Below are 17,628 nucleotides of genomic sequence, written 5' to 3'. Positions count from 1 at the left end.
TCTCAAGCGTAGAAAAAATGGCTGATAGTAAGGCGTAGCTTGCAGCAAGTAGTTATTCTACTTGCAAAAGTTACAACGCAGATAGCAGTCATTTTAGCAAGCTTGTGAGCGCAGAGCATTTCACTCATTGGATGAAAAACATGATAATAAAATCATCGTATTGCTCAAACAGTTACTCGTATACTCAGCGTTCAACTGATGTTTTTAGGTTTATCTTTCGTGATTATTTTTGCAGCGATAAATTGGTCGTTTTATACAAGACAGAGCTTGTGCGGTTTGGTTATTATCGACATACAAAACTGTCGTTACTTCGTTTCCAAATATGAAAACGATAACGCAGCACCTTTTATTTAGAAAGAGCGACCAATTAACGCTGTCATAGATGCTTTTGAGCATTCACTGGTCTGTGTTGTAACCCGTTTACTTAGATGACTAAGCTTCACTGCTTACGCCTTGAACAGATAAACGCTCAAATACCACAAAATTTAATCCTGAAAGATAAACAGCCCCTTCTATGAGGACATCTTTGTCAAGCCCTTCAGTTTTTACTTTATTTCATTCAGTTTCTCTGGTTAAAAGTGTTGCTCAGGTTTTGTTGTGTCAGCTTAATGGCTAACCACCTTCTATCCGTTCTGACTTTAGTCAGTCACCTTAAATTGCATGCGCATTATTACGCCTAACCTGAATAAGGATACTAACTCTTCTAGAAAAACGATTTAACCTTGCTTATCAAGGGGCTGTACAGTTAGCATCGAACAGCGCTTTACTACATTTTACTCTTTACTTGGTTATTTTGATTAAAGTGACATCGTTGCACCTGATGGCACTTCTCCATGCTCTAAATACTTCCACAGTTTGATAAGAAGTTTACGTGCCATAGCAACAATGCCGATGCGTCTCATTCGTTTACTGCCATGAGCGAAACGCTGTTCGAACCATAAACTCAATTCTGATTTGGGTTGATACCGTAACCAAAACCAACTGAGTTCAACCATAATCTTTCGTATTCGTCGATTACCTGACTTGCAAATGCCTTGCTCTCTTTGACTGTCACCACTATCGTAAGGCGTTGGTGTCATTCCTGCACAAGCTCCCACTTGTTTAGCGTTTTTAAATTCTCGCCAATGGAAAAACTCTGTTACTAATACCCAGCTCGATTGCCAGCCTACGCCTTTAAGCTGCATGAGCTGATTAATTTTTTGCGATGCGTCATCACAGTCATCAAGAACACGTTGCTTTTGTAATTTCTCAATTGCTTTAATTTGCTTGTCGACAATTTCATGCCTATCAAGTTCTCGCTCTATTTCCGTCACTAAATCTGTCGGTAAAGGCTTATTGAGAACCGCCGTCTTAAGTTGATTAACTTTCCCCTTTAGTTTAGAGATATTTTCCACGCTGATACCATGCAAACACAGAAGTGACTTAATTCGTGCGCTGTGACTGCCACGCTCTTTTACTAATCGTTCTCGTTCTCGCTCTCGGTTAATTCGACGCTTATCTTCAGCTTCTACATTTGGAACATTGATGATATTTAAAGCTTCTTGCTCTCCAGAGTGATAACGCATCAGTAAGCGGAGCAAAGCAATCACATCAACTCTATCGGTTTTGACTTTCTTCTGTTTTCGGCTGACTTCAATACTGGCTGAGTCAATCACATGATTTTCGATGCCGTCTTTAATTAACGCTCTGTGTATCCAGAATCCGTCTCTACCTGCTTCGTAACAGCTAATGACTTTGCAGTTTTCAACGCAGAATAGCTTTTCTTTTGCTAAGGCTATTTCATGATGTAGGGCTTTCCAGTCTCGGGAATCAATCGTTTTGACTCTCTTTTTTTCACCATTTGAAAAGCCAAGCTTCCAAGTTTTACTGCTAAGTTCAAAAGCAATGTACAAATTAACAAATTTTGCGTTATCTTTTACTTGAAGGACGGTGCTCATAATATTCCCCTTGTGTTGTGGTAACTAAAGGGTAGTTGAGTTACTGTCCTTCATAGTTTCTAGAATAATGACATGAGCAGTTATCAATTAATGAGGTTTAGCAACATGCCATCAATGGATATCGTTTCAGAAATAGATAAAGAAGAATTAAGGAATGCGGTAGAAAATGCCAAACGCGAATTATCGACTCGGTTTGACTTTAGAGGTAAAGAAGCCAACATTGAATTAAACGATTTTATTGTTACTGTTTCTGCAGAAGATGATTTTCAATGCCAGCAGTTGATAGATATCTTCCGTATGCAATTGAGTAAACGCAACGTTGACCCATCGGCCATGGATGTGGATGACAAAGCGGTTCATAGTGGTAAAACTTTTTCATTGAAAGTTCGCTTTAAGCAAGGGATTGAATCAGACGTCGCTAAGAAACTAGTTAAGTTAATTAAAGCGAGCAAACTAAAAGTACAAGCAGCCATTCAAGGTGATAGTTTACGCGTTACGGGGAAAAAACGTGACGACTTACAAGCTGTCATGCGATTAACAAAAGAGTCTGATTTAGGGCAACCTTTTCAGTATAATAACTTCAGGGACTGATTTCTTGTCGTACCAGCCTTTGAACGTCGCACTAGCGAAGGCTGGTGCCCAGAGACGTGTCGCTCAATCAACACTTCTGCGAAATTTAAAAAGTTGGGGGTATTGGATACCACAACTTTTTAAATAGATGGTTTTTCTAAAGGTTGATGTAGGCTGGTAATAAAGTTTAATACCAATTACAGTAATTAACTTCCCACTCAGCAAGAACTAAAGGATTTCAGTACAAGGCGCAAGTTTGAAGTACTATATTCCCTACGGCCGCCATACAAAGCTGGCGTTCAACGCACTTCGCGCTTTTATCGGGATAATTCAAAAACTTGTAACTTAGTAATGGAATCCTTTAGCCTTACCCTTCGGGAGCTTGTATGTGTCCAAATTACCACGCAAAATTGTCTTAACGTAGCAATGTAATAACGACAGTTTTGTATGTCGGTAATAACTATGTCTTCATCAATTTCATTTGTACTTTGAACAGATACATAGCTATGAGCTGGGAATTTAATTACTTTAATTGGTATATACTAGACTGCTTTGAAACTTTGACGCTCAATACCGAATACAACACGTTACAGGACAAAACCAATTTACGTTCGATTTCATTATTTTTTACTTGAGTATGAGATACAACTTCATTATTTTTGAGTCTGAGATACAGCTATGAGCTACGAAACGGCTCCCCTGTGCGGTGGATAATTTTCTGTTATACATTTATAGAATGCCTTAAAGCTGAATATTTTTGTATTTATCATTTCAGTGCGTTATTCCTTAGCTTGTTAATTCACTCACTTATTGAGTAATGTGATGGCGACAGTGCGCACTCCTGCTGAGCAACAATCAATATATAAATTCATGCTTGAAAGTCTCCAAGAATACCCAAGCGAAGCCGTATCTTATCTGAACTTTGAGGTTTCAAAGTTTGATGGTGATGAATACTTACAACAGTGTTATCAACTATTAAGCAAAACCAATAGACAAAATCTGTATGATTTTTTCAGCAATAAATCATCGTCGACTCGATCTAACTCTCACACACGAGAAACTTATTATTGTAAGAAGCCAAGTAATGTTTGCCGACGTTTTGCAACTGAGCCCCGCTCCATTACTCCAAAATCGAGCACTCGATATACCAAGAGAATACAGCAACCATCTTCCTCCAGTAATTCCTTTTTTACTCAGACCAGTGGGCTTATTCACTCTTGGAAACTTAAACAGAAAAGCAAAAATCAACTGGGTATTGAGTTAAATGCATTAATTGGTGGTTGCGCTAAACTTTCACAGCTTATTGAAATCATTCACAGCCTAAAAAACGACAAACAGACCATGGAAACATCATGGGATATAAGATTAATCCATAAAATGTTACACAAAGCAGCCGAGTTTCCTGACAACCATTCATCTAGTTTCGACGGCATTTTTAGTGACATAATACGATTTAAATCGTCCTATGAAGCGAAAACATGCACACTATTACTGAAAATAATTAAGTTAAATTTAAATTTTTCAGATGCCAAAAGATTACTACTAGGCAATGCAGCTAAAACCAGCGTAATGCAACAATGGGGCATCAAGCCCGATGTTGCCATTTACAATGCTTTTATCACGGTATGTGCTAAAACTGGCCAGTTTGGTAGTGCTTGGCGACTGGTGTGTGGTGATAAGCCCGTGATGGCACCTCATTTACGATTAAAAGCCAATCAAATCACCTGCACGAATTTGCTGACGGCCTGCGCTGAAATGGAGCGTTATGCCGAAGCCAAATCATTGGTGTTGGGCGATGGCGATACAGATACAGCCAGCTTAATGCAACAATGGGGCATCAAGCCTGATGTTGCAGTTTACAGCGCCTTTATCACGGTATGCGCTAAAACTGGCCAGTTTGATAGTGCTTGGCGACTGGTGTGTGGTAACAAGCCCGTGATGGCATCTCATTTGCCATTAAAAGCCAATCAAATCACCTGCACGAATTTGCTGACGGCCTGCGCTGAAGCGGGACGTTATGCAGAAGCCAAATCATTGGTGCTGGGCGATGGCGATACAGATGCAGCCAGCTTAATGAAACTATGGGGCATCAAGCCTGATGTTGCCATTTACAATGCCTTTATCACGGTATGCGTTAAAACTGGCCAGTTTGATAGTGCTTGGCAACTGGTGTGTGGTGATAAGCCCGTGATGGCACCTCATCTGCAGCTAAAGGCAAATTCAATCACTTGCATAAATTTGCTGAACGCTTGCGCTGAAATGGAGCGTTTTACAGAAGCCAAATCATTGGTGCTGGGTGATACAACTACAGTTACAGCCAGCTTAATGCAGCAGTGGAGCATCAAGCCTGATGTTGCCATTTACAGTGCTTTTATCACGGTATGCGCTAAAACTAGCCAGTTTGATAGTGCTTGGCAACTAGTGTGTGGTGAACAGCCTGTGATGGCACCTCATTTACCGTTAAAAGCCAATCAAATCACCTGCACGAATTTGCTGACGGCCTGCGCTGAAGCGGGGCGTTATGCTGAAGCCAAATCATTAGTGTTGGGCGATACAGCTACAGCCAGCTTAATGCAACAATGGGACATCAAACCTAATGTTGCCATTTACAGTGCCTTTATCACGGTATGCGCTAAAACTGGCCAGTTTGATAGTGCTTGGCAACTGGTGTGTGGTGATAGGCCAGTGATGGCACCTCATTGGTCATTAAAGGCAGATTCAATCACCTGCATGAATTTGCTGGCTGCCTGCGCTGAAACGGGGCGTTATGCCGAAGCCAAATCATTGGTGTTGGGCGATGCCGATGGCGATACAGCTACAGCCAGCTTAATGCAGCAGTGGGGAATCAAGCCTGATGTTGCCATTTACAGCGCCTTTATCACGGTATGCGCTAAAACGGGCCAGTTTGATAGTGCTTGGCAACTGGTGTGTGGTGATAAGCCCGTGATGGCACCTCATCTACCACTAAAGGTAGATTCAATCACCTGCACGAATTTGCTAACGGCCTGCGCTGAAACGGGGCGTTATGCAGAAGCCAAATCATTGGTGTTGGGCGATGCAGCTACAGACAGTTTAATGAAACAATGGGGCATCAAGCCCCATGTTGTCATTTACAATGCCTTTATCACGGTATGCGCTAAAACTTGCCACTTTAATAGTGCTTGGCAACTGGTGTGTGGTGATAAGCCCGTGATGGCACCTCATTTGTCATTAAAAGCCTGTCAAATCACCTGCCTTAAATTGCTGACGGCTTGCGCTGAAGCGGGGCGTTATGCAGAAGCTAAATCATTGGTGTTGGGCGATGGCGATACAGCTACAGCCAGCTTAATGCAGCAATGGGGCATCGAGCCTGATGTTGTCATTTACAGCGCCTTTATCACGGTATGCGCTAAAACTGGCCAGTTCGATAGTGCTTGGCGACTGGTGTGTGGTGATAAGCCCGTGATGGCACCTCACTTGTCATTAAAGGCCAATAAAATCACCTGCCTGAATTTGCTGGCTGCCTGCGCTGGAACGGGGCATTATGCAGAAGCTAGGTCATTGGTGTTGGGCGATGACGATACAGCTACAGCCAGCTTAATGCAACAATGGGGCATAAAGCCTAATGTTGCTGTTTACAGCGCCTTTATCACGGTATGCGCTAAAACTGGCCAGTTTGATAGTGCTTGGCAACTGGTGTGTGGTGGTAAGCCTGTGATGGCACCTCATCTAGCACTAAAGGCAGATTCAATCACCTGCCTTAGTTTGCTTACAGCCTGCGCTGAAGCGGAGCGTTATGCCGAAGCCAAATCATTGGTGTTGGGCGATGGCGATACAGCCAGCTTAATGCAACAATGGGGCATCAAACCTAATGTTGCCATTTACAATGCTTTTATCACGGTATGCGCTAAAACTGGCCAGTTTGATAGTGCTTGGCAACTGGTGTGCGGTGATAAGCTCGTGATGGCACCTCACCTACCACTAAAAGCAGATTCAATCACCTGCATTAATTTGCTGACGGCCTGCGCTGAAGCGGGGCGTTATGCAGAAGCCAAGACATTAGTGTTGGGCGATGACGATACAGCTACAGCCAGCTTAATGCAACAATGGGGCATCAAGCCTGATGTTGCCATTTACAATGCCTTTATTAAAGTATGTATTAAGGCTAAGGAATTTGAAACTGGAATATGGTATTTAGAAAAAATAATGAACAAATATAACATGATTACTCTTTCACAAGTACATGCTCAACTTGCTTCGCTTGAAAAAGATAATTTCGCAATCATGATTGATAAAGGGATAGCACAAGAAGTATATAAAAAAAATGTTGGCTTAATGAATCATTGTATCGATTTGCATATGGATAAAATCTTTGAAGGACATTCAGGCAATGGTACTCATATTCGAGGTGTTCCATTAGCTTTCGCAAAACTATTATTTTGTTACCACAAACAAAACAATGAACCCAACATAACATCGATCATAACTGGATACCATGGCAATAATATTTTAAAAAATGGAATGATAAGTTTTCTCAAAGATGAATTTGGACTTGAGTTTATCGAGGATGAATTCAACTCAGGAATGATAGTATTGAGCGAGTCTACCCATTAACCTAAATAAATCGGTTGGGAGCGTTCATATATGCAGAAAAATTATTGATAGCAAGGCATGAATAGCTGCAAGAAGTGGTTCTACTTGCAAAGTTTATAACGCAGCTAGCGGTGATTTTGGCAAGTATATGAATGTTTAGCACTCACCTGATGGGTGAGTCCGGGTTGTTTAAACTTGTATTTAACTTAAATAGATTAAAGTTAAATTGTGCGTTCAACTGATATATTTAGGATTAACTTGATACTAGCGAGCACACTTTTTAGTATGATCGCATCATAAAATGAACATCATAGAACAATGACAATATTATAATGTTAAATGCATTTTTGTTTTAATGTTCTAAATGGTTTTGGGACAGAAACACCACAGGAATCACAAATCTTACCTATAGCCTCACGTCATGCCCGAATGTTTTAGTCGGGTATCCAGTGTCATTTTTGGCTGTTTTATTTATTTATTTATTTATTTATTTATTTATTTATTTATTTATTTATTTATTTATTTATTTATTTATTTATTTATTTATTTATTTATTTATTTATTAATTAACGGCACAAAATTTTTTTAAAATTTACAAAGTCACTGGATTCTTGTTTTTCAGGGGATGATTGAGTAAGTAATTTAAATTCAATTAGTTACATAGTTTGTGTGTAATTACTTAATAAATTGTGGTAAGCCGACAATTTGTAAGACTTTGTAACGATCGTGCGATCAATTTGACTGCTTATTTTAAGGCTTCATACTTTCATCAAGTTTAATTCTTTCACTTGATTTTGAAGCTAAAAATTCCTGATTTATCTGATTCAGTTGCCCTGAATGTCGTCCTGCTGTCGAAACTCTACAACAAACTATTGTAGAGCTTTCTGAGCGTGTTCAAATTTTAGAAGATGAAATCAAAGAGCTTAAAAATCAGAAAAAGAAACCCAAGTTTAAACCCAGTGGTATGGACGATAATACTGACCCTGATAACGATGAAAACGACTCTAACAAAGGGAAGTCTAGCAAGCGAAAAGGAAAGCGCAGTAAAACGGCTAACCTACAAATTCATTAATGAAAAAGTCATAGAGCCTGAAGCTCATATTTCATCAAACGCTCAATTCATCGGCTATAAAACATTTGTTGTTCAAAACATCGAAATTAACAACATCAACACTTGTTACAAAATGGCTCGCTATCGCCTTGCGGATGGCTCTATAGTGTCAGCTCAACTCCCTGCAGAGCTCAAAGGCTCGCACTTTGGTACAACATTAAGAACTTATGTGCTGTATCAACACCATCATTGCCAAGTGACTCAGTCACTACTGCTTGAGCAACTCAGTGAATGGGGCGTTGATATTTCAGCAGACCAACTTAACCGTTTGTTATCAGAAAAATATGATGATTTTCATCAACCTAGAAACATCAGTTTACTGCGTTCTCAAGCGTAGAAAAAACGGCTGATAGTAAGGCGTAGCTTGCAGCAAGTAGTTATTCTACTTGCAAAAGTTACAACGCAGATAGCAGTCATTTTAGCAAGCTTGTGAGCGTAGAGCACTTCACTCATTGGGTGAAAGCCATGATGATAAAATCATCATATTGCTCAAACAGTTACTCATATACTCAGCGTTCAACTGATGATTTTAGGATGAAACAAAAAAATTACCCATTGCACAGCGGAAAAGTTTTGCCAATCATCCATGTCAATTTTTTATTTGCTCAGGCTCTTGAAGTGCAACCTATCGAATCCTTGGTTGTTGTCAGTGATGGTGCAGGACAATTTAAAGTACTCATTCATGCGTTGTGCTAGGTTCATGCAGAAAGGCTCATTCACAACCTAATTCCACTTTGCCCTGAGCATCGGAGCGATATCAAAAAAGTGAGAAATGAGATTTGGGATTTTTACCGTGAGCTTAAATGTTATAAAGTTCAGCCTTGTGGCAAAAAAGCAGAACAACTCTCTAGAAGGTTTGATGATATTTTTACGTAAAAGACCAGCTATCAAACCTTGAATCAACAACTAAAACGACTACACAAACATAAATCGTCTCTACTTCGAGTGCTGGAACGGCCTGAAATTCAGATACATACCAACGGCAGTGAAAACGATTTGCGAGAACATGTCAAAAGGCGAAAAGTAAGTGGTGGAACAAGAAGTGATTTAGGACGCCAATGTCGAGACACCTTTTGGAGTTTGCGCAAAACCTGCCAAAAACGAGTGTTCAGCCTAATTGATGTTAGTTTTTTAACTTATTGATTTTCTGTAAGCGAACAAATAAAAATACCTGTAAATGGCTTTCACTTTTAAAACTACTTAGGGATGTCGCAGTTCAAATAATACCAATTTAAATTTCAACGCTTAATTTGTCATACCTGCGAACGCAGGTATCCAGCGACTTGTGCCCAAATTAACCAAAGACTCTGGACTCCTGCGTTCGCAGGAGTGACGATAAAATTGGTATACATTCTTCCGCCACGTCCCTTAGTCGCCATTTCGGTTAAAACAACAAAATCTGGCATTTTTTGAATTTGAAATTTTAGCTAACATCATTTAGAAAGAACTAAATGGACATATTACCTTTACATGTTCCTAACTTTTTAAAACAACGGAACTTTCTCCTTATATCTTCACATTATTTAGGCTGAGCCCCCAAAAACAAAACTTGTCATTTTGGGCGTTTTTAAATGACAGGCTTTCTCTTAAAAATACCATCCCTTTACTGGGAGACTTGGTGCTGCAAGGGGCTCGAACTACCACAACTTATTGAGTAGTTACCTCAAATACGCTTGGTGTACTGATAAATAAAGTAAATCAAGTTCAGAGAGGGTGGAAACACTATTTTGGTGGGATAGGTTATCCCAGAGCGATATTTTTCAGAATAAATGGATTTGTAGTAAACCGATTCTATCGATGGCATCGCCGCTTAAGTCAACGTCTGAGCAAGTATCTATCACGAGGTGCTTACGAAAAATTACGCCAAGCAGGTCTTGAGTATTTACCACGACAAGATGATAAGCAAAATGAAGGAGCTGAGAGAAGTGTAACAACAGAGCCGTGTGAGGGAAAACTTCATGCACGGAATCGAAGAGGGGCTGCTGGATAAGTGATAGCGAAGCCAGTAGCCTACTCTACTTGAAGGTGCAACCTCAAATAAACTTGAGTACTGTTAGTTTATACAGTATCTTTGGTTTTAGAACTTATTTGTTGGGTTTAAGCTTGCGCAAGATCATTCACATAGATATGGACTGTTTCTACGCCGCTGTTGAAATGAGAGATGTTCCTGAATACTTAGGAAAGCCGTTAGCTGTAGGCGGCAATCGTGATCGCCGAGGAGTGATCAGCACATGTAATTACGAGGCAAGAGCATTCGGTGTTCGTTCAGCAATGCCCACACAACAAGCGCTTAAACTGTGCCCAAATTTAATTCTTGTTTCTGGACGGATGCAAGTTTATAAAGATGTATCCAGTAAAATTAGGCAAGTTTTTCAAAGGTATACCGAGTTAATTGAGCCTCTGTCGTTAGATGAAGCTTACCTAGATGTTACTGGCTGCGAACAATATAAAGGATCTGCGACATTAATTGCAGCAGCCATTCGACAAGATATTTTTAATGAAACAGGGCTAACAGCTTCTGCTGGAATCGCGCCTGTGAAGTTTCTTGCAAAAATAGCTTCCGATCTTAATAAACCCAATGGTCAGTTTGTTATTACGCCTGTGCAGGTTGCAAGTTTTGTACAAACTTTGTCGCTACGTAAAATTCCGGGAGTAGGTAAAGTTACTGAGGAAAAACTTGCAGAATACGGATTAAAAACATGCCAAGATGTTCAGCAATCTGATCATGTAAAACTGGTGAAGCGGTTTGGAAAATTCGGTCAAATTTTGATTGAGAGAAGTTTTGGCCGTGACCCTCGTTGCATCGAATCTCATCGACAACGAAAATCTGTTGGAGTAGAAACAACATTATCACGTGATATCTATCAACTAGTGCAGTGTAAGCAAGTGCTTACTGGTTTAATGCAAGAGCTTTCAGCTCGAATGCAGCACGCAGCGAATGAAAGACAAGTTCAAAAGCAAGTGGTTAAATTAAAGTTTGCCGATTTTGTTCAAACAACAATTGAACAAAAATGTGATGAAGTATCGGTTAAGTTATTTGAGAGTTTACTCGAACAAGCGTTCGAAAGAGGAGAAGGCCGTGGCATTCGATTAATTGGAGTTGCTATAGGTTTAAAATCTGACGGCGCTTCAAACATTGAAGCTGAAAACCAACAAACTCAATTGGCACTAGAGCTTGGTTGAGTTCTCGGATGACGCCTTTAATCTCTTTGGGTTTAATTCACCGCCCCTTTGGGCGAACTGATCAGTGCGACCTGTGTTTGTTATAACAGCGTAGGCTGGTATCCAGTGACTTTTTCTGAAAAGAGAAAGGCCGACATATAACTGCCGTTACTTCGTTTCCAGACTTCGCTGGAGTGATGAGCACGGTATATTTTTCATCAAGCAACTAAAAATTCACAGGTTCTGAAATCATGTATCTTCAGGTAACAAGGGTATAATACCTCTAGAAAAGTTCAAGTGTTTTGAGGGTTATTCATTACTTGAGTTGTGTGTCTCATTGAGTTGAGATTCTAATCTTCTTGATAAGTGTCCACGTAATCCAATCTTGGCTAACGCTTGTTCCCAGGTTTTAATGTGTTGTACTTTAAATTCACTTCCATTACTTCTTCGAGGATTAGTGACATGCTTAATTTGATATTTTTTTAGATCAAACTTATATATTGCATAATCGGTGTGTCGAGTTTTTATTTCAAGCTGATGCCACCCTTGATCGATTTTGACTGAGCTTTTAATGATCTTAAAATCATCTTTTGATAGCTTTTCTAAGTTGTCTTCACTTTTAGTCCAATTATAAAGATCAGTAAGTTGAATTAATGTGTTTGTGGATACAGCCATATACTTGAGCCAATGGAGGGGTCACTAGGACTCGAACAATAGCACTTTTTGAGTGCTAAAAAGGCTATTGTTTAGTCTTTTTTATACTTTATTAGGCCAAAAAAGAATCAATGTTCTTTGGGATATATTTAAAAAATAGGGCTTAAGGTATTACCATCAGCATCTTCAAACTTTCCTGCAATAATCGTAATTAAATCAGCGAGCCACCAAATACCTATGCCGCCTAAAGTCAATAGCATTAACACGCCACTGCCTGTTTTGCCATATACAAAACGATGCACACCAAAGACACCAAGTAATAAACAATAAATAAAAGCGAAAACACCTTGAGCATTTTTTTTAGGGACACCACCATAGGCACTGGGTAAGTGTTGTTCTGACTTACAATGCTGGCAGTTTGGAGCTGTATTTAGAATTTGTTCACCACAATAGCGACAAAATACGATTGAGTTCATTTGAAGTCCTTTCTATTTTTTCTTTATGCTATTAATACCTTAAGTTTTTTTAAAAAGCATTGTTTGTTTAAAATTAAATCGTATTCAAGGTTTTTATTAGCTTGATTTACTCGATTGAATATCAGGTTGGTTTGTTAATAATGCTTCAATTTGGGCAACGGTTAGGTTATTTCCGGCTAAGCTGCTATCAAAAGGCTCTTTCATCATGCCACATTCACATAAGGATGCTTCTTTTAATTGATTGATAAGTTTACTGTGACTTTTAGTCGATTTCTGAAACCGTTTAGCAGTTTCTTTTTGTCCTATTCTGAACATTAGAATGTCAGCAATGACACTAAGCCCGAAAAGTTTGTTTTCTTTTATTGCTCTCTTATCATTTAAATAATTTGTTGATGGGGCTATGAAGGTTCCAATACTTTTAGCTTTCGCATGATACTTGGATTTACCTTGAAAAGTGCTTAGAGGGTTATCTGTTTGGAGAGTTTGATTATGAAACATTGCATGCACTTCTTGATATTCGATTTCAGTACATATGTAAAAATAATCTTTTTCTACAGATGATAATTGTTCAGATAAAGCACCAAAAGATACATTTGGGCACACTTGTAAATGCTGCAATTGCTCAGAATTTTCACTTTGCTCTAAGAAAAGAGGGAAGGGGGAAAACGTCATTGATGTAGAGGTTGTTTCAGGTGCTGAACTTGCCATAAAAATTAATCCTAATAGAAGTTATACCAATAACAGTAATTAAATGCTCAACTCAGAGCTATGTATGTGCTCAAAGTGTTATCGAAATTGATTAAGGCATAGTTGTTACCGACATGCACAGGTGTCGTTATTACATTGCTACGTCAAGACAATTTTGAGTAGTATTCTTTATAACCCAAAGTGAGCACATACAAGCTCCCGAAGGGCAAGGCTAAAGGTTCCATTACTGCGTTACAAACACTTGAATTATCCCGACAAAAGCACTAAGTGAGTTGAATGCCAGCTTTGTATGGCGGTCGTAGGGAATATAGTATTTCGAGCTTGTGCTTTGCGCTGATACCCTTTCGCTCTTGCTGAGTGAGAGATTAATTACTGTAATTGGTTTATAGTCATCTCAAACAACTTAACGCATTTGCGTCAAAAAGAGACTTAACTAATTTAATTATTTATTATTCAAGAATTTAGATGCTAAGTGAATAGAGGTGGGGATTAAATTTTGTTCATGAAGAAAGAGTGAATGACAGACTTTAAACCTAGGGACTGTTGATCTTTTAGGATTAAATTTTGTGCTATTTGAGCATTTATCTGTTCAAGGCGTGAGCAGTGATGCTTAGCCATCTAAGTGAGCTGGTCACAACACAGAAACAGTGAACGCTCAAAAGCATCTAAGACAGCGTAAATTGGTCATTTCTACTGCGTTATCGCTTGCTTATTTGGAATACCAAACCGCACAAGCTCTGTCTTGTATAAAACGACCAATTTATCGCTGAAAAAATAATCACGAAAGATAAACAGCCCCTTCTATGAGGACATCTTTGTCAAGCCCTTCAGTTTTTAATTTATTTCATTCAGTTTCTCTGGTTAAAAGTGTTGCTCAGGTTTTGTTGTGTCAGCTTAATGGCTAACCACCTTCTATCCGTTCTGACTTTAGTCAGTCACCTTAAATTGCATGCGCATTATCACGCCTAACCTGAATAATGATACTAACTCTTCTAGAAAAACGATTTAGCCTTGCTTATCAAGGGGCTGTACAGTTAGCATCGAACAACGCTTTACTACATTTTACTCTTTACTTGGTTATTTTGATTAAAGTGACATCGTTGCACCTGATGGCACTTCTCCATGCTCTAAATACTTCCACAGTTTGATAAGAAGTTTACGTGCCATAGCAACAATGCCGATGCGTCTCATTCGTTTACTGCCATGAGCGAAACGCTGTTCGAACCATAAACTCAATTCTGATTTGGGTTGATACCGTAACCAAAACCAACTGAGTTCAACCATAATCTTTCGTATTCGTCGATTACCTGACTTGCAAATGCCTTGCTCTCTTTGACTGTCACCACTATCGTAAGGCGTTGGTGTCATTCCTGCACAAGCTCCCACTTGTTTAGCGTTTTTAAATTCTCGCCAATGGAAAAACTCTGTTACTAATACCCAGCTCGATTGCCAGCCTACGCCTTTAAGCTGCATGAGCTGATTAATTTTTTGCGATGCGTCATCACAGTCATCAAGAACACGTTGTTTTTGTAATTTCTCAATTGCTTTAATTTGCTTGTCGACAATTTCATGCCTATCAAGTTCTCGCTCTATTTCCGTCACTAAATCTGTCGGTAAAGGCTTATTGAGAACCGCCGTCTTAAGTTGATTAACTTTCCCTTTTAGTTTAGAGATATTTTCCACGCTGATACCATGCAAACACAGAAGTGACTTAATTCGTGCGCTGTGACTGCCACGCTCTTTTACTAATCGTTCTCGCTCTCGGTTAATTCGACGCTTATCTTCAGCTTCTACATTTGGAACATTGATGATATTTAAAGCTTCTTGCTCTCCAGAGTGATAACGCATCAGTAAACGGAGCAAAGCAATCACATCAACTCTATCGGTTTTGACTTTCTTCTGTTTTCGGCTGACTTCAATACTAGCTGAGTCAATCACATGATTTTCGATGCCGTCTTTAATTAGCGCTCTGTGTATCCAGAATCCGTCTCTACCTGCTTCGTAACAGCTAATGACTTTGCAGTTTTCAACGCAGAATAGCTTTTCTTTTGCTAAGGCTATTTCATGATGTAGGGCTTTCCAGTCTCGGGAATCAATCGTTTTGACTCTCTTTTTTTCACCATTTGAAAAGCCAAGCTTCCAAGTTTTACTGCTAAGTTCAAAAGCAATGTACAAATTAACAAATTTTGCGTTATCTTTTACTTGAAGGACGGTGCTCATAATATTCCCCTTGTGTTGTGGTAACTAAAGGGTAGTTGAGTTACTGTCCTTCATAGTTTCTAGTACCAAGCTGATGATTGTTGGCACTAACAACTGAAAGGGTAATTGTAGACTTTATTCTACTCTAAGACTTCGCTGGAATACGTTCTAACACAGCTAACAACAATTCCCAATATTGGCCAACGGTCTCAATAAGTACTTTTTCGTCAGGTCCATGTGGATATCGAATGGTTGGTCCAATTGAAACCATGTCCATATCTGGATATGGCTTCTTGAATAGTCCACACTCTAGTCCTGCATGGATTACCATTATGTCAGGCTCTTTTTTGTAAATGTCATGATAAGTTTGATTTACCAGTGCCATGACTGATGAACTGTTATCTGGTTTCCAGCCGGGGTAAGCACCACTGAACTCGACATCGGCTCCAGCCAACTGCACTAAGGCTGTTAAAGTCCCCTCTACCTCACTGCGTCCAGAATCAATTAATGAACGGATCAAACATAAAATACTAATATGTTCACTATCAGTGTTGATTACACCCACATTTAAGGATGTTTCAACTACGCCTTCAACATCATCACTCATGCGGCTAACGCCGTTAGGGCATGCATTTAATAATGCTACAAAAGTGTCCTGAGTATCTTCAGCCATGACTTGCTTTGGTAATGCAATCTCATTTAATTCTAGCTTAACACTAGGATCTGCAGCAGCCAGTTCAGCGCAGAGAATCGCATCAAATTGATCCAGCCGTTGCTTCAGTAGTTCTACTTTTTCAGCAGGTAAAGTAAAGACAATATTGGCTTCCCGAGGGATAGCATTTCTTAATGAGCCGCCAGTGAATGAAGTTAACTCTAATGCAAGCTCATCACTGTGGCTAAACAAAAAGCGAGCAAGCAGCTTGTTGGCATTACCGCGTCCCATGTGGATATTTACACCAGAGTGTCCACCTTTCAAACCTGAAATATCAAGTTGATATGCTTTGTGACTGGTTTCAGCGGCTTCCCACACCATAGGTACGCTGATTTCGGCGTCCACGCCGCCAGCACAACCCATATAGATTTCACCTTCTTGCTCTGAGTCAGTGTTGATGAGAATTTCAGCATCTAAAACGCCTGCTTGAAGGCCAAACGCACCTGTCATCCCTGCTTCTTCATCAATTGTTAGCAGTACTTCTAGAGGACCATGCTTGATGTCATTTGCGGCTAATACGGCTAAAGCAGATGACATGCCAATACCGTTATCGGCTCCTAACGTAGTACCATTGGCTGTTACCCAGTCGCCATCAACATAAGCTTCAATGGGATCTTTTACAAAGTCATGGTCTTTGTCGGCATTCTTCTGTGGCACCATATCAAGATGTGCTTGAATACATACCACTTGACGATCTTCCATTCCTGCGGTGGCTGGTTTACGAATGATAAGGTTACCAACTTCATCTTCAGCTACTGGTAATCCCTGTTTCTTTGCCCAGTTTTGAATGTAAAGGCTTAGTGCTTGCTCGTGCTTTGAAGGGTGGGGGATTGAGCAGATAGTTTCGAACCATTGCCATAAAGGTTGTGGGTATAGTTGATTTAGCGCTGTCACGAATGCTCCTTGAAACCAGTTTGGGGATTTTTATTACTCAATATATTACGGCAATTGATTAGTTTCAGCTATGAAAACAAAGCCCTTGCTTTGTTATTCACTCTCTATATACAGCATGGGAAAATAAAAACATGATCAATATCTTATTTTTATTATGCCTTTGTAATTCATTATGTAATTAAAGAACATTAATACTTTAAATTGATATTTATTAGTCTGTTATTGGTTTTTTCTGGGTTTTGTTATGAATTTAATGTGATGGATGTCAATAAGTATGAGTTAATTTATTGTTCTAAAATTACCATAAATACTGAAAATGATATTTTTTGATAAAATACTTGTAATAAAATTACATTTATATATAATGACTCATGTCGATTCGGAACAGATTTCGAATCTTCTCTAGTTCTTCCAGGAAGGAAACCAGACTCCACGGAATTGAGTAACAAGTTGTCTCCAAGGATATGAGAACCTCTAGTTCCAAGGAACCGAGCCAAGCTTTACTAGAGTATTTTTAAACAACTTAGTTAGGAGTAATGATTATGTATACAGGAAACGAAACAACTTACTGGCAAAACATTTGGTTTAATGCTGAAGCTGCACGCAGCGGGTTGTTCACTTTACCTTTTTAAG

12 protein-coding genes and 1 pseudogene are annotated in these 17,628 nt (G+C 39.4%); 7 read left to right on the top strand and 6 right to left on the bottom strand.

Annotation, left to right across the window (positions count from 1 at the left end):
• Nucleotides 1-797 precede the first annotated feature (797 nt).
• Nucleotides 798-1,937, bottom strand: coding sequence for an IS110 family RNA-guided transposase (locus E2I05_RS17620; protein WP_133309778.1), 1,140 nt, complete (start codon nt 1,935-1,937; stop codon nt 798-800).
• A 105-nt stretch (nt 1,938-2,042) separates the two neighbouring features.
• Here E2I05_RS17620 and E2I05_RS17615 point away from each other — a divergent pair, with 105 nt between their 5' ends.
• From E2I05_RS17615 to dinB, 7 genes and pseudogenes are all read left to right on the top strand, one after another.
• Complete coding sequence (locus tag E2I05_RS17615; protein ID WP_121854785.1) at nt 2,043-2,528, top strand: YajQ family cyclic di-GMP-binding protein; 486 nt, start codon at nt 2,043-2,045, stop codon at nt 2,526-2,528.
• 801 nt (nt 2,529-3,329) lie between these two features.
• Nucleotides 3,330-7,100, top strand: a complete 3,771-nt coding sequence (locus E2I05_RS17610; protein ID WP_121854784.1) for a pentatricopeptide repeat-containing protein — start codon at nt 3,330-3,332, stop codon at nt 7,098-7,100.
• A 971-nt stretch (nt 7,101-8,071) separates the two neighbouring features.
• Nucleotides 8,072-8,527, top strand: a complete 456-nt coding sequence (locus E2I05_RS17600; RefSeq protein ID WP_121854783.1) for a hypothetical protein — start codon at nt 8,072-8,074, stop codon at nt 8,525-8,527.
• A gap of 128 nt (nt 8,528-8,655) precedes the next feature.
• Entirely contained in the window at nt 8,656-8,886 is a 231-nt protein-coding gene (locus tag E2I05_RS22390) for a hypothetical protein (protein WP_207805321.1), read from the top strand.
• A gap of 198 nt (nt 8,887-9,084) precedes the next feature.
• Nucleotides 9,085-9,333 (top strand): IS66 family transposase, encoded by a 249-nt coding sequence (locus E2I05_RS22385; RefSeq protein ID WP_207805320.1) that lies wholly within the window; start codon nt 9,085-9,087, stop codon nt 9,331-9,333.
• 535 nt (nt 9,334-9,868) lie between these two features.
• Nucleotides 9,869-10,180 (top strand): annotated as a pseudogene (locus E2I05_RS23085) (group II intron maturase-specific domain-containing protein); the annotation flags it as partial.
• 113 nt (nt 10,181-10,293) lie between these two features.
• Nucleotides 10,294-11,373 carry a DNA polymerase IV gene (dinB, locus tag E2I05_RS17585; RefSeq protein ID WP_121854786.1) on the top strand — a complete coding sequence of 360 codons (1,080 nt, stop codon included), beginning with the start codon at nt 10,294-10,296 and terminating at the stop codon, nt 11,371-11,373.
• Nucleotides 11,374-11,661: 288 nt separating this feature from the next.
• Here dinB and E2I05_RS17580 read toward each other — a convergent pair whose 3' ends face one another.
• The 5 genes from E2I05_RS17580 to E2I05_RS17560 form a co-directional block, all read right to left on the bottom strand.
• Nucleotides 11,662-12,027 (bottom strand): hypothetical protein, encoded by a 366-nt coding sequence (locus tag E2I05_RS17580; RefSeq protein WP_121854782.1) that lies wholly within the window; start codon nt 12,025-12,027, stop codon nt 11,662-11,664.
• A 128-nt stretch (nt 12,028-12,155) separates the two neighbouring features.
• Nucleotides 12,156-12,482: a TM2 domain-containing protein gene (locus E2I05_RS17575; protein WP_121854781.1), complete on the bottom strand. Its 327-nt coding sequence runs from the start codon at nt 12,480-12,482 to the stop codon at nt 12,156-12,158.
• 96 nt (nt 12,483-12,578) lie between these two features.
• Nucleotides 12,579-13,190, bottom strand: coding sequence for a hypothetical protein (locus E2I05_RS17570; protein ID WP_121854780.1), 612 nt, complete (start codon nt 13,188-13,190; stop codon nt 12,579-12,581).
• Between the two features lie 1,086 nt (nt 13,191-14,276).
• Entirely contained in the window at nt 14,277-15,410 is a 1,134-nt protein-coding gene (locus tag E2I05_RS17565) for an IS110 family RNA-guided transposase (protein ID WP_133309449.1), read from the bottom strand.
• 124 nt (nt 15,411-15,534) lie between these two features.
• The gene (locus tag E2I05_RS17560; protein ID WP_121852462.1) at nt 15,535-16,995 is read right to left on the bottom strand and encodes an aminoacyl-histidine dipeptidase; all 1,461 of its coding nucleotides are present in this window, start codon (nt 16,993-16,995) and stop codon (nt 15,535-15,537) included.
• Between the last annotated feature and the right edge of the window lie 633 nt (nt 16,996-17,628).

The sequence above is a fragment of the Parashewanella spongiae genome, from assembly GCF_004358345.1.
In the GTDB taxonomy this organism is placed as follows: domain Bacteria; phylum Pseudomonadota; class Gammaproteobacteria; order Enterobacterales; family Shewanellaceae; genus Parashewanella; species Parashewanella spongiae.
Note: the sequence above shows the minus strand (reverse complement) of the source record. Positions and strands in the feature narration are given on the sequence as shown.

Excerpts from the sequence above, each read along its gene's own strand:
- E2I05_RS17580 (WP_121854782.1), bottom strand. The coding sequence starts at position 12,027 with ATGGCTGTATCCACAAACACATTAATTCAACTTACTGATCTTTATAAT.
- E2I05_RS22390 (WP_207805321.1), top strand. The coding sequence starts at position 8,656 with ATGATGATAAAATCATCATATTGCTCAAACAGTTACTCATATACTCAG.
- E2I05_RS17600 (WP_121854783.1), top strand. The coding sequence starts at position 8,072 with ATGAAAACGACTCTAACAAAGGGAAGTCTAGCAAGCGAAAAGGAAAGC.
- E2I05_RS17575 (WP_121854781.1), bottom strand. The coding sequence starts at position 12,482 with ATGAACTCAATCGTATTTTGTCGCTATTGTGGTGAACAAATTCTAAAT.
- E2I05_RS17620 (WP_133309778.1), bottom strand. The coding sequence starts at position 1,937 with ATGAGCACCGTCCTTCAAGTAAAAGATAACGCAAAATTTGTTAATTTG.
- E2I05_RS17610 (WP_121854784.1), top strand. The coding sequence starts at position 3,330 with ATGGCGACAGTGCGCACTCCTGCTGAGCAACAATCAATATATAAATTC.
- E2I05_RS17565 (WP_133309449.1), bottom strand. The coding sequence starts at position 15,410 with ATGAGCACCGTCCTTCAAGTAAAAGATAACGCAAAATTTGTTAATTTG.
- E2I05_RS17570 (WP_121854780.1), bottom strand. The coding sequence starts at position 13,190 with ATGGCAAGTTCAGCACCTGAAACAACCTCTACATCAATGACGTTTTCC.
- E2I05_RS17615 (WP_121854785.1), top strand. The coding sequence starts at position 2,043 with ATGCCATCAATGGATATCGTTTCAGAAATAGATAAAGAAGAATTAAGG.